Origin of the sequence: Acinetobacter pittii, assembly GCF_022449185.1 — a bacterium.
Taxonomy (GTDB): domain Bacteria; phylum Pseudomonadota; class Gammaproteobacteria; order Pseudomonadales; family Moraxellaceae; genus Acinetobacter; species Acinetobacter pittii_I.
On the sequence record NZ_JAKUKO010000006.1, the window covers coordinates 153,941 to 178,623 of the forward strand.

General features: G+C 39.5%; 25 protein-coding genes. 15 read left to right on the forward strand and 10 right to left on the reverse strand.

Annotated elements, in window-relative coordinates; translation table 11 throughout:
• Positions 1–108 precede the first annotated feature (108 nt).
• The 5 genes from MKX14_RS14155 to sbmA all read left to right on the forward strand — a co-directional run bounded on the left by MKX14_RS14155 (position 109) and on the right by sbmA (position 5,842).
• Positions 109–249 (forward strand): hypothetical protein, encoded by a 141-nt coding sequence (locus MKX14_RS14155; RefSeq protein ID WP_016802562.1) that lies wholly within the window; start codon positions 109–111, stop codon positions 247–249.
• A gap of 99 nt (positions 250–348) precedes the next feature.
• Positions 349–1,824: an alanine/glycine:cation symporter family protein gene (locus MKX14_RS14160; RefSeq protein ID WP_240282757.1), complete on the forward strand. Its 1,476-nt coding sequence runs from the start codon at positions 349–351 to the stop codon at positions 1,822–1,824.
• Between the two features lie 170 nt (positions 1,825–1,994).
• Positions 1,995–2,969: a patatin-like phospholipase family protein gene (locus MKX14_RS14165; protein ID WP_213074161.1), complete on the forward strand. Its 975-nt coding sequence runs from the start codon at positions 1,995–1,997 to the stop codon at positions 2,967–2,969.
• 203 nt (positions 2,970–3,172) lie between these two features.
• On the forward strand, positions 3,173–4,408 hold the full coding sequence (gene tdcB, locus MKX14_RS14170) for a threonine ammonia-lyase (RefSeq protein ID WP_240282758.1): 1,236 nt from the start codon (positions 3,173–3,175) through the stop codon (positions 4,406–4,408).
• Positions 4,409–4,645: 237 nt separating this feature from the next.
• Positions 4,646–5,842, forward strand: a complete 1,197-nt coding sequence (gene sbmA / locus MKX14_RS14175; RefSeq protein WP_063099543.1) for a peptide antibiotic transporter SbmA — start codon at positions 4,646–4,648, stop codon at positions 5,840–5,842.
• Between the two features lie 42 nt (positions 5,843–5,884).
• Here sbmA and MKX14_RS14180 read toward each other — a convergent pair whose 3' ends face one another.
• The gene (locus MKX14_RS14180) at positions 5,885–6,634 is read right to left on the reverse strand and encodes a DUF4850 domain-containing protein (RefSeq protein WP_240282759.1); all 750 of its coding nucleotides are present in this window, start codon (positions 6,632–6,634) and stop codon (positions 5,885–5,887) included.
• A 124-nt stretch (positions 6,635–6,758) separates the two neighbouring features.
• On the opposite strand from MKX14_RS14180, the gene MKX14_RS14185 reads away from it, so the two are divergent.
• The 3 genes from MKX14_RS14185 to MKX14_RS14195 all read left to right on the forward strand — a co-directional run bounded on the left by MKX14_RS14185 (position 6,759) and on the right by MKX14_RS14195 (position 9,146).
• Positions 6,759–7,826, forward strand: coding sequence for a DUF1176 domain-containing protein (locus MKX14_RS14185; RefSeq protein WP_240282760.1), 1,068 nt, complete (start codon positions 6,759–6,761; stop codon positions 7,824–7,826).
• An 83-nt stretch (positions 7,827–7,909) separates the two neighbouring features.
• Positions 7,910–8,434, forward strand: a complete 525-nt coding sequence (locus MKX14_RS14190) for a hypothetical protein (RefSeq protein ID WP_240282761.1) — start codon at positions 7,910–7,912, stop codon at positions 8,432–8,434.
• Between the two features lie 124 nt (positions 8,435–8,558).
• The gene (locus tag MKX14_RS14195; protein WP_171458913.1) at positions 8,559–9,146 is read left to right on the forward strand and encodes a hypothetical protein; all 588 of its coding nucleotides are present in this window, start codon (positions 8,559–8,561) and stop codon (positions 9,144–9,146) included.
• Positions 9,147–9,232: 86 nt separating this feature from the next.
• Here the strand turns inward: MKX14_RS14195 and pfpI are convergent, their stop codons facing one another.
• From pfpI to gatC, 5 genes are all read right to left on the reverse strand, one after another.
• Positions 9,233–9,811 (reverse strand): DJ-1/PfpI family protein, encoded by a 579-nt coding sequence (gene pfpI, locus MKX14_RS14200; protein WP_213074160.1) that lies wholly within the window; start codon positions 9,809–9,811, stop codon positions 9,233–9,235.
• Positions 9,812–9,981: 170 nt separating this feature from the next.
• Positions 9,982–10,446, reverse strand: a complete 465-nt coding sequence (locus MKX14_RS14205) for a hypothetical protein (RefSeq protein WP_240282762.1) — start codon at positions 10,444–10,446, stop codon at positions 9,982–9,984.
• Positions 10,447–10,556: 110 nt separating this feature from the next.
• A complete protein-coding gene (gatB, locus tag MKX14_RS14210; RefSeq protein WP_240282763.1) occupies positions 10,557–12,026 on the reverse strand; it encodes an Asp-tRNA(Asn)/Glu-tRNA(Gln) amidotransferase subunit GatB in 1,470 nt (489 codons plus the stop codon).
• The gene (gene gatA / locus MKX14_RS14215) at positions 12,026–13,504 is read right to left on the reverse strand and encodes an Asp-tRNA(Asn)/Glu-tRNA(Gln) amidotransferase subunit GatA (RefSeq protein ID WP_014207536.1); all 1,479 of its coding nucleotides are present in this window, start codon (positions 13,502–13,504) and stop codon (positions 12,026–12,028) included. Before gatA ends, gatB begins: the two co-directional genes overlap by 1 nt.
• 53 nt (positions 13,505–13,557) lie before the next feature.
• On the reverse strand, positions 13,558–13,872 hold the full coding sequence (gatC, locus tag MKX14_RS14220; RefSeq protein WP_000107699.1) for an Asp-tRNA(Asn)/Glu-tRNA(Gln) amidotransferase subunit GatC: 315 nt from the start codon (positions 13,870–13,872) through the stop codon (positions 13,558–13,560).
• Positions 13,873–14,005: 133 nt separating this feature from the next.
• Here gatC and MKX14_RS14225 point away from each other — a divergent pair, with 133 nt between their 5' ends.
• The 6 genes from MKX14_RS14225 to MKX14_RS14250 all read left to right on the forward strand — a co-directional run bounded on the left by MKX14_RS14225 (position 14,006) and on the right by MKX14_RS14250 (position 18,827).
• Positions 14,006–15,046, forward strand: coding sequence for a rod shape-determining protein (locus tag MKX14_RS14225; RefSeq protein WP_000601379.1), 1,041 nt, complete (start codon positions 14,006–14,008; stop codon positions 15,044–15,046).
• Between the two features lie 16 nt (positions 15,047–15,062).
• Positions 15,063–15,920: a rod shape-determining protein MreC gene (mreC, locus tag MKX14_RS14230; RefSeq protein ID WP_108009117.1), complete on the forward strand. Its 858-nt coding sequence runs from the start codon at positions 15,063–15,065 to the stop codon at positions 15,918–15,920.
• Complete coding sequence (mreD, locus tag MKX14_RS14235; protein ID WP_002116279.1) at positions 15,907–16,398, forward strand: rod shape-determining protein MreD; 492 nt, start codon at positions 15,907–15,909, stop codon at positions 16,396–16,398. The genes mreC and mreD overlap by 14 nt, the downstream gene beginning before the upstream one ends.
• Positions 16,386–16,946: a Maf-like protein gene (locus MKX14_RS14240; protein WP_025465969.1), complete on the forward strand. Its 561-nt coding sequence runs from the start codon at positions 16,386–16,388 to the stop codon at positions 16,944–16,946. Before mreD ends, MKX14_RS14240 begins: the two co-directional genes overlap by 13 nt.
• Before the next feature lie 113 nt (positions 16,947–17,059).
• Entirely contained in the window at positions 17,060–18,514 is a 1,455-nt protein-coding gene (gene rng / locus MKX14_RS14245) for a ribonuclease G (protein WP_005064412.1), read from the forward strand.
• A 139-nt stretch (positions 18,515–18,653) separates the two neighbouring features.
• Positions 18,654–18,827, forward strand: a complete 174-nt coding sequence (locus MKX14_RS14250; protein ID WP_002116397.1) for a PA1571 family protein — start codon at positions 18,654–18,656, stop codon at positions 18,825–18,827.
• A gap of 27 nt (positions 18,828–18,854) precedes the next feature.
• On the opposite strand, the gene MKX14_RS14255 is transcribed toward MKX14_RS14250, so the two are convergent.
• Positions 18,855–20,240 (reverse strand): WS/DGAT/MGAT family O-acyltransferase, encoded by a 1,386-nt coding sequence (locus MKX14_RS14255; protein WP_240282764.1) that lies wholly within the window; start codon positions 20,238–20,240, stop codon positions 18,855–18,857.
• Positions 20,241–20,411: 171 nt separating this feature from the next.
• Entirely contained in the window at positions 20,412–21,146 is a 735-nt protein-coding gene (gene cysH, locus MKX14_RS14260; RefSeq protein ID WP_005064416.1) for a phosphoadenylyl-sulfate reductase, read from the reverse strand.
• A gap of 184 nt (positions 21,147–21,330) precedes the next feature.
• Between cysH and thrH the strand changes: the two genes are divergently transcribed.
• Positions 21,331–21,948 (forward strand): bifunctional phosphoserine phosphatase/homoserine phosphotransferase ThrH, encoded by a 618-nt coding sequence (thrH, locus tag MKX14_RS14265; protein WP_009389629.1) that lies wholly within the window; start codon positions 21,331–21,333, stop codon positions 21,946–21,948.
• 51 nt (positions 21,949–21,999) lie between these two features.
• Here the strand turns inward: thrH and MKX14_RS14270 are convergent, their stop codons facing one another.
• Both MKX14_RS14270 and MKX14_RS14275 read right to left on the reverse strand, forming a co-directional pair.
• The gene (locus tag MKX14_RS14270; protein WP_240282765.1) at positions 22,000–23,355 is read right to left on the reverse strand and encodes an outer membrane protein transport protein; all 1,356 of its coding nucleotides are present in this window, start codon (positions 23,353–23,355) and stop codon (positions 22,000–22,002) included.
• Positions 23,356–23,954: 599 nt separating this feature from the next.
• On the reverse strand, positions 23,955–24,653 hold the full coding sequence (locus MKX14_RS14275; RefSeq protein WP_240282766.1) for an NAD(P)H-dependent oxidoreductase: 699 nt from the start codon (positions 24,651–24,653) through the stop codon (positions 23,955–23,957).
• Between the last annotated feature and the right edge of the window lie 30 nt (positions 24,654–24,683).

Consider the following 24,683-nt stretch of genomic DNA (forward strand, 5'->3'; position numbering starts at 1 on the left):
ACTCGATTAATTGATGGGAATCATTAAGCGAGCTGATTTAGCGGTGGTCATTTGTTAGTTTCCAAGTTTGTAGCCGAGTCGATGCATTCTGTTCACCCAAATGGGAATATGTTCAGTGGTGCGATGAATTCATTTTATCTGAAGGGTACTTTCTCTCATGTTACCTTCAAAGGCTTAGTGCTGGGCATTATGTTGCTTAAACTTGTGACGGTAATTGCTATTCAAGTGACATTAAAAGTTTTTCCTTAAATGTACTGAAGAAGTCCCTATTTTGAGGGGCTTTTTTGTTTATTGCAGTATTTTGGCTTGTGCTATTAGCACATTAGCAAGAACGTAAGCGGACCGAGTATGAATGAACAACTCAATGCCACACTGATGTCGTGGGTACAATTTTTTAATGACCCTTTATGGGACTTTTTGGTTATCTTCTTGCTGGCTGTCGGTATTTTTTATACGGTCTTAACAGGAGCCGTGCAAATTCGCATGTTCTTGCAAAGTATCCGAGTCATGAAAAGTAGTCGTACAGCAGGTGAGGATGAGCATGGCCTTACACCTTTTCAGGCATTTGTAACAGGTCTTGCGAGCCGTGTTGGGGTAGGTAATATTGCTGGCGTGGCAATTGCGATCGCAATTGGTGGCCCTGGCGCTGTGTTCTGGATGTGGGTGACCGCACTTCTTGGTATGAGCTCTGCTTTTATTGAGTCTACGCTTGCTCAGCTATTTAAAGTTAGAGATAGTAAGACTAAACAGTTCCGTGGTGGTCCAGCTTACTATATTACTCAAGGTCTACGCAGTAAAACGTTTGGTGCGGTTTTCGCACTAGCACTCATCTTTACCTATGGTTTCGTATTTAACTCAGTTCAAATCAATGCGATTGCTAAGGCATCTTCACATGCTTGGGGGTGGGATAAAGCTAATCTCATTGCACATTTAGGTGGTGTTGATCTAGAAATTTCATGGGTTGGCCTTGCGCTTGTAGTGTTGGTGGCATTGGCAATTTTTGGCGGTATTAAACGTATTGCTAAATTTGCAGAGATGTTTGTACCTTTAAAAGCAGGTCTTTACTTATCTGTTGCTCTCTATATCGCATTAAGCAACTATGCAATTTTGCCTGATATTTTAAAGCTGATTGTGACTGAAGCTTTCCACTTCAATGCTGCGGCAGGTGGTTTCTTCGGTACGGCAGTGTCAATGGCAATGATGCAAGGTATTAAGCGTGGTTTGTTCTCGAACGAAGCTGGTATGGGTTCTGCGCCAAACGCTGCTGCTGCATCTGATGTAAAACACCCTGTAAACCAAGGTTTAGTACAAATGCTTGGTGTATTCGTAGATACGTTCATTGTATGTACGAGTACTGCAATCATTATCTTAGTTTCTGGCGTTTACCAAGATGCAGGTTTTGTTGGTGTTGAATTAACACAACGTGCCTTAGAAACTCAAGTTGGGCATTGGGGATCTGATTTCCTAGCTGTTCTATTATTCTTATTCTGTTATTCAGCTGTATTAGGTAACTATGCTTATGCAGAAGGTAATGTACAGTTTATTAATAACAATCCGAAAGTCATGTTCATCTTCCGTATTTTTGTATTGGTGATGGTGTACTTCGGTGCAATCGGTAGTGTTCCACTCGTTTGGTCAATGGCTGACTTGTTTATGGGTATCATGGCAACCATTAACTTGATTGCAATTTTACTATTAACGCCAATGGCACGCACTTTGTTAAAAGATTACCGCGAGCAATTGAAACGAGGCATTAAAGAGCCTGAGTTTAAAATTGACAAGTATCCGGAATTGAAGAAAAAAGTTGATTCAGATATCTGGTAAGTTTCAAAAGGCCTCTTATACATAAGGGGCCTTTTTTATATAGGGGACAAATAAAATACTTGAGTCTAAATTTTAAACATGACAAATTAAATAAATTCACTACAGCTTTTCACGAAAGTAGCAACTAAAATTGCAATCCGAACTTAAACCTCATAGTGCGAAGATGGGCCATGAAACAGCTTAAATTGTGGGTTCTCGGACTCTCTATGGTGTTGGTGGGATGCCAGACCACCACACACTTGTCTGCTGCTCTAAAACCGCAAACGACAGAAGCTTATGCTCGTGCTGTCGATCAACCTTTTGCAAGAATTAAAAAAATGCAAAAACGTCCTGTTGTTGCGCTTGTATTGGGTAGCGGTGGAGCACGAGGTTATGCTCATATAGGGGTAATTGAAGTTTTAGAACAACATGGTATTCGCCCAGATTTTATTGTAGGTACGAGTGCGGGTAGTATTGTTGGGGCAATTTATGCGAGTGGTAAAACACCTGCTGAACTGCGTGATACTGCTTTAAAAATGAAAGCTGGCGATGTCCGTGATATTAGTATCGGTTTAAAAGGCTTTTTTGATGGCAAAAAAGTAGAGAACTACGTTAACCAGCAAGTAAATAACATGCCACTCGAAAAAATGAAGATTCCAATGTATGTGGTGGCAACTGAACTAAAGCATGGTACAAAGACCGTATTTAACTACGGCAATACTGGTCAAGCCGTAAGAGCCTCTGCTTCGATTCCGAGTATGTTTGTGCCGACTAAAATTGGTAAATCTGAATATGTTGATGGTGGGTTGGTGAGTCCTGTGCCAGTTGAAGTAGCTCGTGATTTAGGGGCTGATGTCATTATTGCAGTTGATATTTTAGCTCAGCCTATTTACACAGAAACATCGAATGTCTGGGGACTGTTTAATCAGAATATTAATATCATGCAAGGGCGTTTGGCAGCAGAAGAGTTACAATATGCGGACGTAGTTATTCAGCCAGATTTAAGAGAAAAAGCACATATTTTTGATGTTAAAGGCCGTGAAGCTACTATGAAATCTGGTATAGATGCAGCTAATGCCAAGCTTTCTGATATTCAGTTTGCTATTGATGAAAAAATAGCTGAACAAAATATGTCTACGGAAGGCTTGAGTGCTCAAAGCCAATAAATAAACGTTAATATTCTGAAAATTATATAAAAAGCCCACATAGGGCTTTTTTTATGGAAGTCTAAATCTTCAATTTTTGGAATAAAATTTTTTGTATATTAGAGACATGTTGGATATGCTGAAAACTCTAATGGTCAATATGAAATATTGTTGCCGTTTTTTTTAAATAATTGATTTGTAGTGTATTGAGGCTGACTGGATAAATGATACAGCAACAGGTTAAAAATGGCTTTCCAACATTAGACGATGTTCATGCTGCCGCAGAGCGTTTGGAAGGTTTAGTTGTAAAAACTCCCTTTGTTTTCTCAGAAACCATTTCTAAAACCTTAGGGGCTGAGATGTGGTTGAAATTTGAAAACTTACAATTTACAGCTTCATTTAAAGAGCGGGGCGCTCTGAATAAACTGTTGTGTTTATCTGAGCAAGAAAAGCAACATGGTGTTATTGCAGCTTCGGCAGGTAATCACGCACAAGGTGTAGCCTACCATGCTCAGCGTACAGGTGTGACCGCGACCATTGTGATGCCGAAATCGACACCAAACGTTAAGGTACAACGAGTACGTGAGTATGGTGCACGCGTTATTTTGCATGGACAGGACTTTTCAGAAGCTGCTGCTGAAATGCACCGTGTTGCACAAGAAGAATCTTTAACGATTATCCACCCATTTGATGATGCTGAAATTATTGCAGGTCAGGGAACCATTGCACTTGAAATGCTTGCAGCTGTGCCTGATCTGGATATTTTGGTTGTGCCAATTGGTGGTGGTGGTTTAATTTCTGGTATTGCAATTGCTGCTAAAGCGATCAATCCAAAAATCAAAATTATTGGGGTGCAATCAGTTGTATACCCAAGTATGGCAAAACTACTTTGTAATTATCAACATGCGGTTTCAATGGGCTCTACTGTTGCTGAGGGTATTGCGGTAAAAACTCCAGGTGAGCTTACGACCCAAGTTGCTAAAGAATATGTTGATGACATTGTTGTTGTCACTGAAGACATGATTGAAGAGGCTATTGCACTATTACTCAATATTGAAAAAACAGTATGTGAGGGGGCTGGCGCGACTGGAATTGCTGCAATTATGTCTCGACCAGATCTATTTTTAGGTCATAAAGTTGGCGTGGTGTTATCTGGTGGAAATATTGATACACGTGTAATGGTTTCAGTATTGCAGCGTCACTTGACCCGTACTGGCCGTATGGTTCGTATTCGAGTTGAATTACCAGATAATCCGGGTGCCTTAGCGCGTCTAACAGCAATTATTGCTGAGCAGGGCGGTAATATTTATGAACTGCGGCATGAACGATTTGCAGCAACAAGCCGTGCGAAAGAAAGCGCAGTAAGCGTTGATGTTGAGCTAAAAAGTGCTCCAGATCTGGAACCATTAATTCAAGCTATGCAACTTGAAGGCTATATTGTCCGTAAAGAAGAGATTTAAACGTACATATTGCTATGATATAAAAACTGTATATGGCTCTTAAGGGAGTCATATACAAAGCAATTTAAACGGATTAAATTGCATAAAAGGGATGAATTTACAAAAAAACGATCAAATCCTTCAATGAAATGGGAAAAATTGACAATTCTCTAAACTTTAGCCTTCACAATTTTAAGGTTTAGGTTTTAGTATTCCCTTCATTGCAAATTTGAAGAAATATAGGGATATCCACGCTCAATGTTCAAATCATTTTTTCCATCACCAAGGTATTTCTTTATATCTGCGGTCATTTGGATCGCGCTCAATATGGTGCTCTGGTATACAGGTGGAGATCACTGGGGAGAGTATTTAGGCTTTCCGCAGGGTTATGCAGAGGCTGAATTGCCTATTGGTGTAAGCCGTTTTTGGTCGCCTGCTTTTTTATGGTTCTATCTTTGGTTTTTAATCTCTACTGCGCTTTTTGCTGGCTTTTGGAAAATTATTTCTAATAATCCATGGCAGCGTTGGTCAGTCTGGGGCTCTGCATTTATTTTGTTCAATATTTGGTTTGCTGTTCAGGCTAGCGTTGCGATTAATGCATGGTATGTACCATTTTGGGATTTAATCCAAAAAATGCTTTCGAGTGGAGGAGGAGATCTTTCAGCACTATATAGTGAGACAATGGTCTTTCTTTATATTGCTATGGTTGCGGTGACTCTTGCTGTGATTAATGCCTTTTTTACAAGCCATTATGTATTCCGCTGGCGTACAGCAATGAATGAATACTACACAGAGCATTGGGAAAAACTACGTCATGTTGAAGGTGCTTCGCAACGTGTGCAAGAAGACACTATGCGCTTTGCAACAATTTTGGAAGATTTAGGGGTAGAGTTAGTAAAAGCGGTTATTACATTGATTGCCTTTTTACCTATTCTATTTCAACTGTCTAAACATGTTCCCGTTTTACCAATTGTTGGTGAGTTAAATCACTCTTTAGTATGGGCCGCAATAGTGTGGTCAATTTTCGGTACAGTTCTATTAATGGTAGTAGGGATTAAGTTGCCAGGTTTGCAATTTAACAATCAGAAAGTAGAAGCGGCTTATCGTAAAGAATTAGTTTATGGTGAAGACCATGCTGATCGTGCAAAACCTGCTACCTTGCGTGAGTTATTTAGTAATGTACGTAAAAATTATTTCAGACTTTACTTCCATTATGCCTATTTTAATATGACAGCTATTTGGTATGGCCAACTTGATGTTTTATATAACTTGGTTGTTCTTTTCCCATCAATTGCTGCTGGTAAACTCACATTAGGTTTGATTCAACAAATTGCAAATGTATTTGGGCGTGTACGGGAATCCTTCCAATACTTAATTAGTTCATGGAAAACGATTATTGAACTGCTTTCAATTTATAAGCGTTTAAAAGCTTTTGAGTCGATACTACACAAATAAAATAAAAACCCGCGAAAGCGGGTTTTCTTATTAAGTATTGGATTAGTGCGTTGCATTATAAAAATTAAGGATAGTGCCAACTAAAGACTGCTGCGATTTATCTAAGATGACTTGAATCTCTTTATAGTTAAAAGTGTCTTCATCATAATATTTGGCAATACCATGGGTTTTATTGTTCACTTGTGGAATTTGATAACTAAAAAAAGCAACTCTTTTAGAGGGATGAACAATATTGATGAGTTTTTTAGAGTCTTTAAATCCGCCAAATTCATTTTCAAGACTTTCTTTTAACAGCTCAGGAAAATAAAGAGTTGCATTGGGTAAGCCACACCCAACGCAAAATGAAGAATCATAGAGTTCTATTGCTTGTTTGTGGTCTGGACTCATGACTAGAGCAAAACCAGTTCCATTTGCACCTGCATTTGCTTCTACATCTTGCCAGTTACGTGGAACCAGTACTAATCCTGTTTCAGGTAATGCAAGAAGCTTGAGTTGCTTGGCATGTTGAGTATCGAGTTTAAAATTAAAATTGCAGCTTTTAGGTGTGCATTTTTCAAAATCTTTAAGTAAACCATCCTCCATTGGGTTTTGTGCAGTAATGCCATAAAACGGGACTGTAACGCCATTTAAAAACTTTGCCTCTCCTAGAGAATAGAACTGATTATCTGCTTTGTGGGTCGCAGCAGAGCTATAAAATTTGGGGAAATGGGGTGTAAAGCTTTTTACTTCTGCATAAGCAGGTGAAGTTAGACTGGTAAATGCAGTAAATAATAAAAAATTCAGTTTTTTCATTTTTAGAAAGTAATCAATTTAAATTTTATATAAATCTAGCATATTCTTTTAAACTAGAAGGTAACTCAAAAATTTAAACTGTTTTAACTTAATAAGAAAAACAGACCTATCGAGACATGAAATAATGAAAAATATGCTTTCAATCTGCTGTTTAGCGGTAATGAGTTCTTATAGTTTTGCTCAAGAAACCAAAGGTATTTCATTTTCACACCAAGAGTGGGAGGTTTCTTGCAGCAATACCGGTACATGTAAAGCCGCAGGCTATCAAAACGAGGAAAATGGTGACAATCCTGCTTCAATTTTATTAACACGTAAAGCTGGCCCAAAACAACCTGTGCAGATTGAATTTGCTTTGTCAGACTATGAACAAAGCATGCCAGCAAACCAGCTTAAAAATATTCATTTTTATATAAATGGCAAAGATTTAGGCGCTGTGAGTGTAGATGGTACTGAGTTACCACTTATGGGTAAACTGAACAGCTCGCAAGTCAATGCTGTACTACAGCAATCCAAACAGAAGACCGAAATTGTATTTAAAAATTCACAGCATAAATGGAAAATTTCTGATGCTGGAATGACTGCTGTTTTATTAAAAATGGATGATTTTCAGAAGCGTATCGGAACTGTTGGTGTTTTGGTTAAAAAAGGCAGCGCCAATGAAACCAAAGTGCTTATGCCTGAGCCAAAACTACTTGTGAAGCATATTAAGACTTCAAACAAACCTTATTTAACTTTACTGCCTAAAAATAAACAGTACCAAGCAATACACCGTAGTTTGATGGCTGCTAAACCGAATCCGAGAGAAGATGGCTTTTGTGAAGGTGTTTATGGCGGTAATAGCGATGGAGCTGAACCACAGAAAATTGAGCTATATAAACTAATCAATAAGAAAGTTCTGGTGACTACGTTGTGCTGGAGAGGCGCCTATAACGAAGGGTATGGGGCATGGGTATTCGATGAGTCTTTAAATGGTAAGGTAATATTTGTGACAGAGTCTGCTTCAGATTTTGATAGCGGTATGATCAGCAGTGCTCAAAAGGGACGAGGCATTGGGGATTGCTGGGCAAGTGAAGAATGGGTATGGGACGGCAAGAGTTTTGTGCACACTAAGGATATGTGGACAGGTATGTGTAAAGGTTTGGCAGCAGGTGGGGTGTGGGAACTTGATCGAATAGAGTCTGTGGTGAAATAAGTATTTTGCGGTTACAGAGTCATAACAGGTAACTTTGGTGACTCTGTGATAAAAAGAACAGATTGTTTATTGGAGCCAGACCTATGTCACGTCATCTTTACACTATTGCTCGCCGTAAGTTTTCACACCTGAGCCGTTCAATATGTGTGGCTGCTGCTGTGTTGGGAACTACCCAAATTGCGATGGCTGGGCCAACGGTTGATCAGCTCAGTGACTGTCTGGTTAAAGCAACAACTGCCTCTGACAAAACTACAGTGCTTCAGTGGACATTTACGGCTTTAGCAGCTCATCCAGATTTAAAAGCATTTAGTAATGTAACGCCTGAGCAAAAAGATCAGTTAGACCAAAAACTGGCTCAGGTTTTACAACGTGTGATTGTGGAGCAATGTTCTACTCAGACCAAAGCTGTAATTCAGGCTGAAGGTGTGAAGGCAGTTGGGGAGGCTTTCCAGCAGTTAGGCCAAAGTGCGGGTGAAGATATCGTTAAAGACCCGGCCGTTAAACAGCAGTTGCAGGGCACATTACGCTATATTGACTTAAATAAATTGGTGACGACGTTTTTAACACCAGAAATTTGGAATAAGTTGGGAATGCTGAGAGGACAGTGATAAGAGATTTAAAGAGGCTTTTATCAAAATATGCCGATTGATAAAAAATAGCGATTTAGATGCCTTGTATAAGTCATCCTGTTTGCTAGAATTTACTTTATTTTTTTAATCTATTTTATAACCTATGAAAAAAATATTAATTATTCTTGTAATTATATCTCTTGCTGGTTGTACGGCTAATATTGTTAATCAATCAAAAAAATTAATAGGTCATAGACTATATCAAGATTCTACAGAGAATTTAGTAAGTAATATTCGTGTAGAACAAGGTCAAAACTTTAGTGTTAGATTATATCCGAACGGATGTATCACATCGATGCAACCTAAATTCTTAATGTCACCTGAAGTCGAAAGTATCAATATATTAGGTGGTGAAGCTCATTATAAACCTAAGTTGTTGAATATGCCTTCTCCCCCTAAAAATATACAATTTGCAGAATTTAAAATACCAGCAGAACGTTTTATTGCTTTAAGTGCTTATAAAAGTTATCACACAGGTACAGAGTTACGTGGTTGTAGCGTAGATGCAGTTTATAAGTTTGCTCCACATAAGAATTATGAGCTTCTTGATGGTAAAGGAGGGGCTCAATGTTCTTTGGATGTTCAAGAAATTTTGTCTAATGGTGAAAGAGTTGAGCTTAAACCATTAAAGTATTTACGGAATATAAATGAATGGGCTGGATGTGATACACAACTTGAAGGGCTTAAATAAGAATATACTCACTGAATAATAGAATAAAATGAATATCTACAAGATCAAGCTAACTTATAGATATTCATTTGATGCTTTACTTCTCTCTAAATACTAATCTTAGCCCCTAAAACTTTCACAAATTGAGCTAACCAAGCTGGATGTGCAGGCCAAGCAGGTGCAGTCACCAAATGCCCATCAGTAACGGCTTCAGTCACAGCAATATCTGCATATTGCCCACCTGCGAGTTTTACTTCGGCTGCACATGCTGGATAAGCTGAGCAGAGGCGGTCTTTTAACACATCTGCCGCAGCGAGTAACTGAGCACCATGGCATACAGCTGCAATTGGTTTTTTCACTCTATCGAACTCACGTACAATTTCGATAACACGCTCATTCATGCGTAAATACTCCGGTGCACGACCACCCGGAATAACTAGACCTACATAGTCTTCGGTATTAACGGCATCGAAATCATAGTTAATCGCGAAGTTGTGGCCACGTTTTTCACTATAAGTTTGTTCACCTTCAAAATCATGAATAGCCGTTGCAATATGGTCGCCGTTCTTTTTATTTGGGCAAACAGCATGCACGGTATAACCTAAAGCAGTTAAGAACTGAAAGGGAACCATAGTTTCATAGTCTTCGGCATAGTCACCGACCAACATTAAAATCTTTTTAGACATGATTTATTCCTCTTTTTTAAAATATAAGTGATTTCAATTCTTAATTTAAATTAGCACAGTCACTGTGTAGTTTTTTAGAAAAAAAGCGCATTCTTTAGTCGAAGGATGTTTCATAAGGATGTAAAAAAGCCACGATAAATCGAGGCTTTTAAATTTATGGGGTCTGCTTTTTATAACTCACAAGCTTTGCCTTCATATTCATGACGGTTAAGGGTGTATTCCTTACCATTCCATCGATAAATAGGAAAACAGAAGCCTGTCCCGCCATTTTCAATATCAGGCCAGCCATCTTTGCCTTTAGTTTTCAAAAAGGTGGGGATGCCAGAGTCGCTAAATAGTTTTTTCCATTGACCATCTTTTTGCTGTGAAACTATATAGTAGCCAACACCCGTATTGCCATAACACATAGTGCTACTATCTTTAATAACTGCATCTTTATGGCCATCGCCATTTAAATCTTTATAAATGATAATTTCACCAGTATCACAGTTACCTTTCCAGCCATGTTTTGTTTTTTTGAAATTTGCAGCTTTAAAAATAGATGCTACCTCACTCTTTGGGACTTGAACCGTTTGAGCAAAAAGTGTCGAGTTTATTAATAATAAAGAGGTCGTAATAAGTAATTTATTTATCATGAGTAACCTGTTCAGCATAGTTTTAGCTTAAAAATTATTGTGGATTCATTGCATTTTAAAATAGATAAAAAACCCGCTCTAAAGCGGGTTTTTCTAAAAAATAGATTAGTTTAACCAATCAATTTTTTCATTAATTCATTTACTTGAGCAGGGTTGGCTTTACCCTTCGAAGCTTTCATAACTTGACCAACAAGACCGTTAAAGGCTTTTTCTTTACCAGACTTGTATTCTTCAACCATTTTTTCATTGGCTGCAAGTACTTCTTTAATGATTGCTTCAATTGCACCTGTGTCGGTTTCTTGCTTTAAGCCTTTTTCTGCAATAATGTCATCGGCAGATTTACCTTCCGATTCCCACATAAAGCCAAAGACTTGTTTAGCAATCTTACCGCTAATGGTGTTGTCAACAATACGAGCAATCATGCCGCCAAGTTGTTCAGCAGAAACAGGAGAGTCTGCTAAGTCTAGGCCCGCCTTGTTTAAGGCACCTGAGAATTCACCCATTACCCAGTTTGCAGATACTTTACCTTGCTTCGCACCGCCAGCAGCAGCCACAACAGCTTCATAGAAGTCCGCCATTTCGCGTGAGAGCGTAAGTACATGTGCATCGTACTCAGTTACACCAAAGTCTGCGATAAAGCGCGCACGGCGTGCAGCTGGCAACTCAGGCATAGTTGCTTTGATGGCCTCAATTTGCTCATCTGGAATAATCACTGGTAACAAGTCTGGATCAGGGAAATAGCGGTAGTCATTCGCTTCTTCTTTAGAACGCATTGAGCGCGTTTCCATTTTGTTTGGATCGAACAAACGAGTTTCTTGGTCGATACTTCCGCCGTATTCCAAAATTTCCATTTGGCGTTCAATTTCAACATTGATCGCTTGCTCAATGAAACGGAATGAGTTGAGGTTTTTAAGCTCACAGCGCGTACCAAAAGGTTGGCCCGGACGGCGTAAAGACACGTTACAGTCCGCACGGAATGAGCCTTCTGCCATGTTACCGTCAGAAATACCTAACCAGCGTACTAATGTGTGAATTGCTTTGATATAAGCAACCGCTTCTTCAACAGAACGCATGTCTGGTTCAGAAACGATTTCAAGCAAAGGAGTACCAGCACGGTTTAAGTCAATGCCAGACATGCCTTCAAATTGGTCATGTACAGATTTACCTGCATCTTCTTCAAGGTGAGCACGAGTTACGCCAATACGTTTAGTCGTACCATCTTCAAGTTGAATGTCGATATGACCCAAGCCCACAATTGGATTGTCCATCTGGCTAATTTGATAGCCTTTTGGAGAGTCAGGATAGAAGTAGTTTTTACGCGCAAACACAGATGCTTGGTCGATGTATGCATCGATACCCAAACCAAAGCGGATAGCAAGATCAACTACTTTTTCATTCAAAACAGGGAGTACACCCGGCATTGCCAAGTCTACAAGGCTCGCTTGTGTATTTGCGTCTTGACCAAATTCAGTCGATGAACCTGAGAAAATTTTAGAATTGGTTGCAAGCTGAGTGTGAATCTCGATACCAATAACGACTTCCCAACCGTCAATCAATTTCAACTTTTGAGCTTCAGCCATTATGCATTCTCCTCAGCAATTGCCGCACGTTGAGTATGGAAATCGGTGTTTTGTTGGTATTGATGGACAATCGACAATAATTGTGATTCTGACCAGTAGTTACCAATTAACTGTAAACCTACAGGTAAGCTGTCTTTATCAAAACCAACAGGAGCATTAATCGCTGGTAAGCCTGCCAAGTTCACTGCAAGTGTATAGATATCGCCTAAATACATTTCAGTTGGACTTAAGTTCGCACCAATTTTATATGCAGTTGTTGGAGCAGCAGGGGCTGCAATCACGTCGACATTTTCAAATGCTTTTAAGAAGTCTTGTTGAATTAAACGACGTACTTTTTGTGCTTTCACATAGTAAGCATCGTAATAACCCGCAGAAAGCGCGTAAGTACCAATGAGAATACGACGTTGAACTTCTGGACCAAAACCTTCTGAACGAGAGCGCTTATAAAGATCCATCAAATCAGCTGGGTTTTCACAGCGGTAGCCGTAACGAACACCATCATAACGTGACAAGTTAGAAGATGCTTCTGCTGGCGCAATGAGGTAATACGTTGGTACATAGGCTTCAGTCATGTTGAGGTCGATCTCAACAAGCGTTGCGCCCATCTCTTCAAGCTTTTTCAATGACTCTTCAACACGTGCTTTTACGTCAGCATCTAAACCTGCAACGTTAAAGTACTGTTTAGGAATACCAATGCGTAAACCTTTTACAGGTGTGCCATTTAAATTTGCAACGTAGTCATCAACTTCTTTTTTAACCGAAGTCGAATCTTTTGCATCGTGACCTGCAATTACATTCATGAGGTAAGCACAGTCTTCGGCAGAACGAGCCATCGGACCTGCTTGGTCTAAAGATGATGCATAAGCAATGATCCCGAAACGAGATACACGACCATAGGTTGGTTTTAAGCCCGTTAAGCCACAGAATGACGCAGGTTGACGGATTGAGCCACCAGTATCAGTACCTGTAGCGAAAGGTGCTAAATCAGCCGCTACAGCCGCAGCAGAACCACCTGATGAGCCACCAGGAACGTGGTCGAGTGCCCATGGGTTACTTGTTGCACCAACATACGAGCTTTCTGAAGTTGAACCCATTGCAAACTCGTCCATGTTCACTTTACCTAAAGTGACCAGACCAGCTGCTTTAGTTTTTTCAACAACAGTTGCATCGTATGGAGAGATGAAGTTGTCTAGTATTTTTGAACCGGCAGTTGTTTTAATGCCTTTGGTACAAAAGATATCTTTATGCGCAAGAGGAATACCCGTTAAAGCTGTTGCATTACCTGCTTTTAATGCAGCATCGGCAGCGTCGGCTTCAGCAAGAGCTTGTTCAGGCGTAACTGTCACATAGCTTTTTACCAGTGGGTCAATTTTAGCAATACGTTTTAAATAGTGTTCAGTCAGTTCGCGAGATGAAAACTTCGCTTGGCTTAAGCCCTCAGCAAGTTCACGAATTGATAAGCGATGTAAATCAGTCATGAGTAAAATTTCTTTACATTCAAAATAGGGAAGATGGGTTAATTGAGTAAAAGTTATTCAATCACGCGAGGAACAAGATACAAACCATCTTGAGTTGCAGGTGCAACTGCTTGGTATTCATCTCGATGATTGCTTTCAGTTACCACATCAGCACGTAAAGGTTGAGGATTGTCAAAAGGACTTTTCAAAGGTTCTACGCCTTCCGTATCAATGCCTTTTAAGGTTTCCATCATGCCTAAAATTTTATTTAGACTTTGAGCATATTCAGCAGATTGCGTATCATTGAGCGACAATCGAGCAAGATTGGCGATTGCTGAAACTGTTTGTGCATTTAAATCTGCTGAATGCTGTGCATCCGATGTAGACATAACATCACCTAATCAGTATTAAAAATTTTCAAAATATCGTGCGTTATAATAAGCGATTGACTTGTTCAAATCATCACATTTAGTTTAAAGTTGCCACCTTGCATCCACATGAAAGTTTAACTGAGAACGAACCGTGATTCTAAAACGACTAATTGGCTTGTTTTCGCCGGATCTAGCCATTGATTTAGGTACAGCAAATACACTTATTTATGCACCAGGCCGCGGCATTATATTAAATGAACCAACAGTTGTGGCAATTCGTCACAGTGGTTCACAAAAAATTGTTGCTGCTGTAGGTCTAGATGCTAAGCAAATGCTGGGCCGTACGCCTGCGAATATTTCTGCAATTCGTCCAATGAAAGACGGTGTAATTGCGGATTTTGAAGTGACTGAAACCATGTTGAATCAGTTTATTGGTAAAGTTCACGAAAAACGTTTGTTCCCACCTGCACCTCGTGTAGTTGTATGTGTACCATGTAAATCAACTTTGGTCGAGCGTCGTGCGATTCGCGAAGCAGTATTTAATGCTGGTGCCCGTGATGTTCGTTTGATTGAAGAGCCTATGGCGGCAGCAATTGGCGCAGGTATGCCAGTTGAACAAGCATGTGGTTCTATGGTTGTGGATGTTGGTGGCGGTACGACAGAAATTGCAATTATTTCATTGCAAGGTTGTGTCTATGCTGACTCTTTACGCATCGGCGGCGATGTTTTTGATGAGCAAATCATCAATTATGTTCGTAAAGCTCACGGTTGTGTGATTGGTGAAACCACTGCTGAAATTATTAAAAAAGAAGTAGGTATGGCTGTTTCTGATGGTACAACATTAGAAATCGAAGTACGTGGCCGTAACCTTGCAGAAGGTGTGCCTCGTGCAATTACCGTAACTTCTGACGAAATTACTCAAGCCATTTCTGATCCGTTACAAAGCATTGTAAGCGCTGTAAAATCTGCTCTTGAGCAAACTCCTCCTGAACTTTCTTCTGATATTGCTGAGCGCGGTATTGTGTTGACAGGTGGTGGTGCGCTACTTCGTAACCTTGACAAGTTATTGGCTCAAGAAACTGGTTTACCAGTTGTTGTGGCTGAAGATCCTCTTACTTGCGTAACCCGTGGTGGTGGTAAAGTATTAGAATTCTTCGACAACCCGAACCATGACATGCTTTTCGTCGGTTAAGTTTAAGGATTAGGCGGTGCAACCGAATATTTTTTCAAGACAGCCGCCATCTTTCCGCTCGTTCATTATTGCGGTCATTACATGTTTGGTTGTGCTGTTCTTTGATTGGCGCATGCCTTATGTAATTCAGCCAGCAAGGGATGTCTTGTACGCTGCATATAACCCAATTTATGCATTGGCTAGTTATCCGGTACTGTCGAGAGAATGGCTGAATCAACAAACAAAATCTGAAACACAACTGCGTCGTGAAAATACCGCGATGCAGGCTGAGCTTTTACAAGCTCAAGTCCGCTTACAGAAGCTTTCTGAACTGTCAGCTGAAAATACCCGTTTACGAGGTCTTCTTGATACCCCATTAATTATTGATGGTCGTATGGAAATTGCCGAAGTGATTGGGACAGATGCAGACCCATTACGCCATATCATCATTATTAACCGAGGCTCTACGGACCATCTAAAGGTCGGTCAAACGGTTCTGGATGATAAGGGGATTATGGGGCAGATTATTAATGTATACCCTCATAGCTCACGTGTGATGTTGTTATCAGATAAAGAACATTCACTGTCGGTACGTCTTGAGCGTACTGGAATGCGGGCGATTGTTTCTGGTACAGGTGATTTGGGCCGTTTAAAAATGGAATATGTCCCGACCAGTGCGAATATTCAGGTGGGTGATAAAGTGTTTAGCTCAGGCTTGGGTGAACATTTCCCAGCAGGTTACGCAGTGGGTACAGTGGCCAAAATAAAACGCCATAATTCAGGTGAGTTTGCTGAAATTGATGTAACACCATCAGCACAATTAGCAACAGGCCATCATGTAGTTGTACTTTTCTCTGAATCATTAGCGAAGGAGCAGCCGTATGCCGATCGCTAAACTTAAACGAGAAAAGCGTAAAGACCCATTATGGGGAATTATTCTCTCCGTTATTGTGGGTTCTGTACTCATGGTTTATCCGCTATCTTATGATATTTCAGGATGGCGGCCACTGTTCATGTTAATGATCATGCTATTTTGGGTAGTATGTCAGCCAACATGGTGTGGGGTCTGGTTTGCATTTGGGATGGGGATTTTTACAGACTTACTGCTTGATGCGCCTTTAGGGCTCAATGCCTTAAGTTTTGTAATTGTGACTTTTCTTACCCGTTTTTTAATTCGGGAACGCCGTATTTTAACTTTTGTTAATTTATGGACGATAGCAACGCTGGTCATTATTGCCCATTTAGCATTTATGTGGGTAACACAGACGATGGGTGGAATTCATTTTTCGATTGCTAGACATTGGCAACCTTTGATGACAAGTATCATCACGTGGCCAGTCGTCTATTATTGTTTGGCAAAATGGCGCATATAGTTTTAGCATCTAGCTCTCCTCGTCGGAAAGAGCTGTTACAACAGCTAGGCTTAGATTTTGAAATCTATAGTCCTGACATTGATGAATCTGTTCATGAAAATGAGCTGGTTCATCATTATGTTGAACGGTTGGCTAGAGAAAAAGCTCAAACTGTATTGAAGCTTTTTCCAGAAGCAATTGTTATTGCTGCCGATACAAGTCTGGGACTTGATGGCCAAATTATTGGTAAGCCTGAATCGAAAAATCATGCCTTTGAAATCTGGAAACAATTATCTGGACGTTGGCATGATGTGTTTTCTGGACTGTGCGTTGCGACTCAACAACAGATGTTAAGTCAGGTAGTGCAAACACAAGTTGAGTTTCAGCGCCTGACTACACAAGATATGGAAGATTATTGGACCACGGGTGAGCCTGTTGGAAAAGCGGGTGGATATGCAATTCAAGGAATTGCCTCGCAATATATTCCCCAAATTCAAGGAAGTTATAGTAATGTGGTAGGACTTCCTTTATACGAATTTGCACAGTTATTCAAAAGAGTAAAGACATAAGGGGTTGTTATCATTCTTCATTGAATAGCATTGTCGATGAACATTAGACAACGTTAAAGTTAACAGCTTCTCTGACTCTTTAATAAAAATTTTATAATGCTTTGAGTTTATGTATGTCAGAAGAACTACTTATTAATGTCACGCCTATGGAGTGTCGGGTGGCATTAATCGAAAATGGAACTGTTAATGAACTGTATGTCGAGCGTACAGTTAAACGCGGTCTAGTCGGCAATATCTACAAGGGTAAAGTTGTACGAGTGCTTCCGGGCATGCAAGCTGCCTTTGTTGATATTGGTTTGTCTCGAACAGCCTTTTTACATATCAATGATATGGTTTGGCCTCGTTCGCAGCCTACCCCAAATGTCTTTGAGCTATTACATCCTGGGCAAACCCTTACTGTCCAAGTAATGAAAGATATGTTGGGCACAAAAGGTGCACGTCTAAGTACAGATCTTTCAATCCCTTCTCGCTATTTGGTTTTAATGCCATATGGCAACCATATTGGTGTTTCGCAGCGTATAGAGTCTGAAGAAGAGCGAGATCGTCTGCGTAATATTATTGAAGGTATTCAATCTGAGCATAATTTACCCGGTAGTGTGATTGTCCGTACGGCTGCAGAAGGTGTGGACGAGGCAGAAATTGCACAGGACATGTGTTATCTGAGCAAATTGTGGGAGTACATCCAGCGCAAGCAGACGGATGTTGCTGTTCCTTCTTTAATTTTTGAAGAACTTCCATTACCTCAACGTATTATTCGCGACTTAGCAAGCGAAGAAACCGCAAAGATTTATGTAGATTCGCGAGAGATTCATGCAAAACTGCTTGAGTTTGTAGATGAGTTTGTCCCGAATATGAAGAGTCGTCTCATCCATTATCCGGGGGAGAGACCACTATTTGATCTTTATAATGTTGAAGAAGATATTCAAAAAGCCTTACAAACTCGGGTAGCTTTGAAGTCGGGCGGTTATCTGATGATCGACCAGACTGAAGCCATGACAACGATTGACGTTAATACAGGTTCATATGTAGGTGGTCGTAGTCTTGAAGACACTGTTTTTAAAACCAATATGGAGGCGACTCAAGTTATCGCGCGTCAACTTAGACTGCGTAATTTGGGTGGTATTCTCATTATTGATTTTATTGACATGCAAGAAGCAACTCACCGTGAAGAGGTGATGCGTCAGTTCGAGAAAATGCTTGAGCGAGATCACGCGAAGACCAAAATTACTCAAGTGTCAGAACTTGGTCTGGTCGAAATGACGCGTAAACGAACTCGTGAATCATTAGAACACTTGTTATGTGAATCATGTCCAACATGCCAAGGGCGTGGTTTTGTCAAAACAGCGGAGACAGTGTGTTACGAAATATTTCGTGAGATATTACGTTATACCCGCGCATTTGAGTCAACGAGTGGCTTTACTGTTGTTGCCCATCCTTCTGTGATTGACCGATTATTAACAGCAGAAGCACCAGCAGTAGCCGATTTAGAGCATTTTATTAACCGTGTTATTAAATTTCAGGTCGAAAATTTATATACGCAAGAGCAATACGATATCATTTTAAGCTAAAGTTGTAACAAGATATCGCTTAATCCTTGTTACAACTGAAATTTTACTTTCATTCATGAATTTTAAATACTACTTACATACAGTAGCCCTAGACGTTCTCCCTATTAAACGTCTTAGCAAACAATAAGAGGTATAACCCATGAATGTAAGTGAAAACTTAATTAGCAACGGTCTTAAACATGTTTTAGAAAGCACGCCAGTAAATAGCTGCTATATGTTGAATGACCAAGGTAAAGAAGTACCAATCACAACTGCAATGATTCGTTCAGTATGTCATCAGTTGCTTAACCAGTGCCGCACAATCAAAAAATAAGGGGCCAATTCAAAGCCCCTTAATTTTCTAACTTGCTGAATGATGTTTCAGTTGTTTCTCTGCAATAATTTCTTCAAAACGTTGAATCTCATCTTCTAAATGAGTCAAAAGGTTTTGCATTTTCGGCAAAGCATTTCGACAAGCTGTTAATCCAACTTCAAGCTTATCTAAATAACTAGTCATGGTAATGTTTAGAGCTTGTCCATCCATGACAATCGAAGCAGGGTAGAGTGCATCTAATTTCGCGCCATTCCAATAAAGCGGCTCACGTGGTCCTGGTACATTGGAAATCACTAAATTGAACGCCTGACGCTTAGGAAGCATTCCTGACATGATGTTTAATCCTGCCGGACCATAAACAACTGCACTATAGTTTAAAATTTCATTCGCAGTCATGCGGCTAAAGCGTTGCTTTGAATTTTGCATGCTACGGCGAATGATTTCTAGACGTTCTAACGGTTGATCTTTATGCGTCCCTAAATTTGCCAGAATCATGGTAATTCGGTTACTCATGTCAGAATCATCTGTACGTAGTGAAGCTGGAACCATGGCAATGAGTGGCTTTTTAGGTAAGCTATTTTGACTAATCAAATATTCACGTAAAGCGCCTGAACATACAGCCAGCACTACATCATTAATTGTCACGCCTAATGCTTTTGAAATTTTTCTAAGGCGGCTTAATTCAAATGATTGGGCCGCAAAACGACGTGAAGCACTGACTCTTTGGTTCAAAATAGAAACTGGTGCCTGAAAGGTAGAAACATAATCAGGATTTTTACCCATTTCCTTGAATATTGTTTGAGATAGCTCGTGCATGACTTTTGGAGCTATGTCGAGTTGAGACTTAATACCGCCTAAAATACTCTTAATTTTACTAGTACTTGGAGTTGGTACTTTTAGACGCTTAGCTCTTTTGCTCTCAACACACCATAAAGGAACAACATGTTTCTCTTCTGGTGTTTTTGATAGAGATTTCTCGATCAAACGCATACCCGCAACACCATCTACCATGGCATGATGGATTTTAAAATACATGGCAAAACGATTGCCTTCGATTCCTTCAATAATGTCACAAGTCCAAAGTGGCTTTGCACGATCAATTAGTGAGCTATGCTGCTGTGAAATATATACTAGAAGTTCACGAATACGGCCCGGGTGAGGCAAAGCAATGTGGCGAAAGTGATGATCGATATCGAATTCTTCATCCTCATCCCAAAATAGACCATTTAAACGGTTATTGAAGGGCGGGATAGGAATGCTCTTTGAGCGTTTAATATCTTCTACTAAATCGTGCACAAAGGTTTCAGGTGCATTTTCAGGAATTTCAAATAAAAATAACCCACCGACATGCATGGGTTGCTGTCTTTTTTCAAGTGACAGAAAAATGAAATCAATTGGGTGTAATGGACGCATAAATCATTGTGCCTCATGCATTTTTCTAAGAAGCTCTTATATGAACTCTTATTAGAATTATAGAACCGTGAAATTAAGTATATAGCGTTTAGAGTAGAGAAAATATGACTTTGTGTACGGAACATGACATAAAAAAAACCACTGATTTGCCAGTGGTTTTTTGATATCCAATTACTTTTTCATATTACCAGCGTGTAAGCCACACTCTTTTTGAGTGGCTTCTTCCCACCACCAGCGTCCTTCACGCTCATGTTGATTTGGTAATACAGGTCGCGTACATGGTTCACAGCCAATAGAAACAAAACCACGCTCATGAAGAGGATTATATGGAATTTCCATCATACGGATGTAGCTCCATACCTCAGCACTTGTCCAGTTCGCTAGAGGATTATATTTAATGAGTTGCTTACCTGGGCCAGAAAAGCCAGCATCAGCTTGTACTACCGGAATTTCTGTACGCGTACCAGGGCTTTGATCCTTACGTTGGCCCGTAATCCAGCCATCTAAAGTCGCAAGTTTTTTACGTAAAGGCTGAACTTTTCGAATACCGCAACATTCTTGATGCCCATCTGTAAAAAAGCTGAATAAACCTTTTTCGTTTACCATGTTTTGAACAGCTTCAGATTCAGGGAAACAAATTTCGATATTGATATTGTAGTGTTTACGGACAGTTTCAATAAATTGATAAGTTTCGGCATGCAGGCGACCCGTGTCGAGACTAAATACACGGAAAGGTTTACCTAAGCGTGAAGCAATATCAATTAACACAACATCTTCTGCTCCCGAAAATGAAATTGCAATTTCACCTTGTTGGCTTAAGGCAAGTTCTAAAATTTCTCGAGGGCTTTTGGTTGCATATTCAGCAGCAAGAGCATCTACGATATCAATAGTCGGAATAACGGTCATGTGTGTTCCTGGCAAAAGGCTTGGGCGCATTGAGTTATGAAAAATATTCTAAAGGATAGTTGATAAAGTGCTTAGCACTTTAATTTCGATCCTTATGAATAAAATTGATTTGATCAATAACAACGCAAAACTGAAAATCTTAATGGTATGATACAGCAATTTTTAACCAACGTTGGAAGCATTCATGGAAATCGTATGCCTAGATCTTGAAGGGGTTTTAGTTCCTGAAATCTGGATCAATTTCGCTAAAAAAACAGGGATTAAAGAACTCGAAGCAACAACTCGTGATATTCCGGATTATGATGTTTTAATGACTCAGCGTCTTAATATCTTAAAACAACACGGTTTAGGCTTAAACGACATTCAAGAAGTCATTGCTGAGATGGGGCCATTACCAGGTGCAAAAGAGTTTGTTGAATGGGTGAGTACGCATTTCCAACTCGTAATTTTGTCAGATACCTTCTATGAATTTGCACATCCTTTAATGAAGCAATTAGGGTGGCCAACAATTTTCTGTCATAAGTTAGAGACAGATGAAGAAGGTATGATTACCGCTTATAAACTACGTCAACCAGATCAAAAACGTGAGTCGGTTAAAGCATTACATGGTTTAAATTTCCGTGTAATTGCTGCTGGTGACTCGTATAACGATACAACCATGCTTGGTGAAGCTGACCACGGTTTCTTGTTTGATGCACCAGAAAATGTGATTGCTGAGTTTCCACAATTTCCAGCTATCCACGGTTACGATGCATTAAAAGAAGCAATTCGTTCAGTTTCACAGCGTACAATCCCAGCTTAAGAATAAAAAAGGCGCTTAAAGCGCCTTTTTTATATGAATGAGTTTTGAAACTTAGAATTTATAACCAAGTTTTAAACCATAAGCGATAGCGTTGTTGTCAGAGAATTCTGCAACGTATTGATCCGTACCTGCTTGTGCGCCAGTTTGAGCTTTAGCATCACCCAACCAGAAATATTTTACGCCGCCAGCAATAAACGTTTGTGGGGTAGGGCTGTATTGAACACCTAAACCTACGTTCCAGTAACCTTCAGTTGGACCTAAAGTAGTTACAGGGTTACCTGCACCAGAGTCCCAACCTACAGAGACATTACCAGCCCACTTGTCGGTAAGTTTACGGCCCACACCAGCGTTCACAGACCATTGGTCATCAGAATATTCAACTAAGTTAAAGCCGTTCGGACGCCCAATAAGTCCACCTACAGCTTCTGATACTTTGCCAAATTTATACGGACGAATCGCGAAATCTTTCCAATTCACCCAGCGTACATTCGCGAATGCGACTGTATTTGCCATAATCCCTGTCTGGAAATCAAGATTCACAGATTGAGGGGTAGTAATTGTAGTTTTGCCTTCTAATTGATTGGCCGCAATAGCTTTACCAATTGTTTGTTGGATCGCTCCAGCTTGCGCTGGGGTTAACTGGCCAGCTGCAACTAATTGCCCAATAGTTGAACCAAGTACTCCTGCATTGGCTGTAATTGAGTCTGCAAGTGCAATTGTTTCATCTGCATCAATTTTGTGGTCAATTTCTGAACGATATGTGATAGACGCTTTAAGTGCGATTTCTGGAATTTGGAAAGCCGCCCCTGCTAACCAACCAGCAGCCCCATCTTCAGGAATACTAGCATCATAGCCATTATATAAACTATATGCAGAACCTCTTAAATGAACATTTCCTTTAATTGTTTGATATACACCACCACCGTAGAAATTAAAGTTTTCAGTAGGTTGGAAGCCAAAAATCATCGAAATATTTTGACTATCAACTTCAACAGAAGTTCCACCTTGAGTTCCACCTAAAGCACCTGTTGTAATTGGTAAACTACCAAGAATTGGATCTGAAGGGCTTGCTACGAAAGCATTATTTCCAGAATATTGTGCATCAGCTCCAAATGGTTGATCGTAAAGTAAACCAAAAGAAAATTTATCAGTAAGTTGTAGTTTTAATGCAGCACTTGGGAAGTAGTAATCATCTCCCATATCGCCAATGTTCCGACGCGTTGCAGTTGTGCCTGCTTCTTTACCAGCTACATCTGGGTCTAAAACAGAAATTCCAGCTTCAAAGTAATTACCAGGCTGCAAAAATGCAGAGATGGATTGTCCAGAGCGATCCAATGCTGCTGCAAAAACCCCAGTTGCAGGCAGCGTTGCTAAAATCATTGCAGTGCTCAGATGTTTTAATTTCATTTTAATCTTTCCTTGAACTTCAAGACATTTTTTTAAAAGTAACAGAGTTAAACCGTTTAAACTGTGTTGCCTTCAAAGCTCCTAATTACAACTAATAGAAGCTTTGATAACTCCATGTAACAAAAATAGCATAATTACAATAAGAGTAAATCTGTTATATGAACTGAGGAGTACTCACTTTTTATACAAATAATGCCAATAATGGATGAAATATGAAGGAATATTTGTATTGTTAAATTAATTTAATTAATTGATATTTATATTTTTTATCTATTAGTAATAGTCTTTGTTTTTATGACATTTTTGTCACAAATCCAAGAAAAATGGTCAAAGATTTTTTTGTAAAAATATGAATTAAGTGATTATGAAATGAGTATTGGTTTTCATTTTTAGTTGATAAGTCTAGTTTCTCTACATCTGTATATTATTGATTCAATTTTATATTATTCATTTTATGAAAAAGTTGACCTTAATTTTTTTACCATTTGATCTATTTTTTGAGCGAATTTGGATTCTATATTTGAAAGTTATGTGTAATAAAAAAACCGAAAATAATGATCTAAATTCGGTTGTTTAATTTTAAGAGCTAAAACATAGCATTAGAGTGGATATAGTTTTTCATCAAATTGCTCAAGCTTCGGAAATGTTAATGACTCAAGCTGGTCCAGATGAGTAAGGTAGATTACATAGTCTTCAAGAAGGATTTCTCGTGCTTCTTGGCTAATATAAGGTACATGGTAAGCAATGAATGGAGGCAGAACTTCAAAACCAGCATATGCCAAAGTACCACGTTGAATTGGGGATAAATAATTTTCAATTGGACCATGAATAGAGTTTTCTCCAAACATGTGTGTTCTACCACCGAGTGTTAAACACAACATCGCTTTTTTACCTACCATGCCGCCGTGGTTGTAAAACCGTTTGCCTCCATAAAAAAGCCCTGAGACAAATACGCGATCAATCCAACCTTTTAAAATTGCTGGCACAGATGTCCAATAAAGTGGGAAATTTAAAATGACGAGATCTGCTTTTTTAACTTTTTCAATTTCTGCTTGAATATCTGGAGCTAGAAGTTGATTTTTGCTGGCATTTCTTTGTTCTAGTGCATAGTTAAAATAATCAGGCTGATTAAGCTCTAAAAAATCCTCTTTGGATGCAATAGGGTTAAATTGCATCGCATATAAATCTGAAATTTCTACGCTGTGCCCCAATTTTTCTAAGGTTTGCTTAGCTGTACTTTTTAGAGCAGTGGTAAAAGACTGTGGTTCTGGATGAGCATGGACAATCAGAATGTTCATAAGGTGGGACCTGTATTCTTTTCAGAAATT

What these genes read in the sequence shown, in the direction of transcription:
- rng (WP_005064412.1), top strand. Translation starts at nt 17,060, where the DNA reads ATGTCAGAAGAACTACTTATTAATGTCACGCCTATGGAGTGTCGGGTG.
- MKX14_RS14160 (WP_240282757.1), top strand. Translation starts at nt 349, where the DNA reads ATGAATGAACAACTCAATGCCACACTGATGTCGTGGGTACAATTTTTT.
- MKX14_RS14155 (WP_016802562.1), top strand. Translation starts at nt 109, where the DNA reads ATGTTCAGTGGTGCGATGAATTCATTTTATCTGAAGGGTACTTTCTCT.
- thrH (WP_009389629.1), top strand. Translation starts at nt 21,331, where the DNA reads ATGGAAATCGTATGCCTAGATCTTGAAGGGGTTTTAGTTCCTGAAATC.
- MKX14_RS14180 (WP_240282759.1), bottom strand. Translation starts at nt 6,634, where the DNA reads ATGAAAAAACTGAATTTTTTATTATTTACTGCATTTACCAGTCTAACT.
- gatC (WP_000107699.1), bottom strand. Translation starts at nt 13,872, where the DNA reads ATGTCTACATCGGATGCACAGCATTCAGCAGATTTAAATGCACAAACA.
- MKX14_RS14195 (WP_171458913.1), top strand. Translation starts at nt 8,559, where the DNA reads ATGAAAAAAATATTAATTATTCTTGTAATTATATCTCTTGCTGGTTGT.
- MKX14_RS14240 (WP_025465969.1), top strand. Translation starts at nt 16,386, where the DNA reads ATGGCGCATATAGTTTTAGCATCTAGCTCTCCTCGTCGGAAAGAGCTG.
- MKX14_RS14250 (WP_002116397.1), top strand. Translation starts at nt 18,654, where the DNA reads ATGAATGTAAGTGAAAACTTAATTAGCAACGGTCTTAAACATGTTTTA.
- gatA (WP_014207536.1), bottom strand. Translation starts at nt 13,504, where the DNA reads ATGACTGATTTACATCGCTTATCAATTCGTGAACTTGCTGAGGGCTTA.
- MKX14_RS14205 (WP_240282762.1), bottom strand. Translation starts at nt 10,446, where the DNA reads ATGATAAATAAATTACTTATTACGACCTCTTTATTATTAATAAACTCG.
- tdcB (WP_240282758.1), top strand. Translation starts at nt 3,173, where the DNA reads ATGATACAGCAACAGGTTAAAAATGGCTTTCCAACATTAGACGATGTT.
- MKX14_RS14165 (WP_213074161.1), top strand. Translation starts at nt 1,995, where the DNA reads ATGAAACAGCTTAAATTGTGGGTTCTCGGACTCTCTATGGTGTTGGTG.
- cysH (WP_005064416.1), bottom strand. Translation starts at nt 21,146, where the DNA reads ATGACCGTTATTCCGACTATTGATATCGTAGATGCTCTTGCTGCTGAA.
- MKX14_RS14270 (WP_240282765.1), bottom strand. Translation starts at nt 23,355, where the DNA reads ATGAAATTAAAACATCTGAGCACTGCAATGATTTTAGCAACGCTGCCT.
- pfpI (WP_213074160.1), bottom strand. Translation starts at nt 9,811, where the DNA reads ATGTCTAAAAAGATTTTAATGTTGGTCGGTGACTATGCCGAAGACTAT.
- gatB (WP_240282763.1), bottom strand. Translation starts at nt 12,026, where the DNA reads ATGGCTGAAGCTCAAAAGTTGAAATTGATTGACGGTTGGGAAGTCGTT.
- MKX14_RS14190 (WP_240282761.1), top strand. Translation starts at nt 7,910, where the DNA reads ATGTCACGTCATCTTTACACTATTGCTCGCCGTAAGTTTTCACACCTG.
- MKX14_RS14185 (WP_240282760.1), top strand. Translation starts at nt 6,759, where the DNA reads ATGAAAAATATGCTTTCAATCTGCTGTTTAGCGGTAATGAGTTCTTAT.
- mreD (WP_002116279.1), top strand. Translation starts at nt 15,907, where the DNA reads ATGCCGATCGCTAAACTTAAACGAGAAAAGCGTAAAGACCCATTATGG.
- MKX14_RS14275 (WP_240282766.1), bottom strand. Translation starts at nt 24,653, where the DNA reads ATGAACATTCTGATTGTCCATGCTCATCCAGAACCACAGTCTTTTACC.
- MKX14_RS14255 (WP_240282764.1), bottom strand. Translation starts at nt 20,240, where the DNA reads ATGCGTCCATTACACCCAATTGATTTCATTTTTCTGTCACTTGAAAAA.
- sbmA (WP_063099543.1), top strand. Translation starts at nt 4,646, where the DNA reads ATGTTCAAATCATTTTTTCCATCACCAAGGTATTTCTTTATATCTGCG.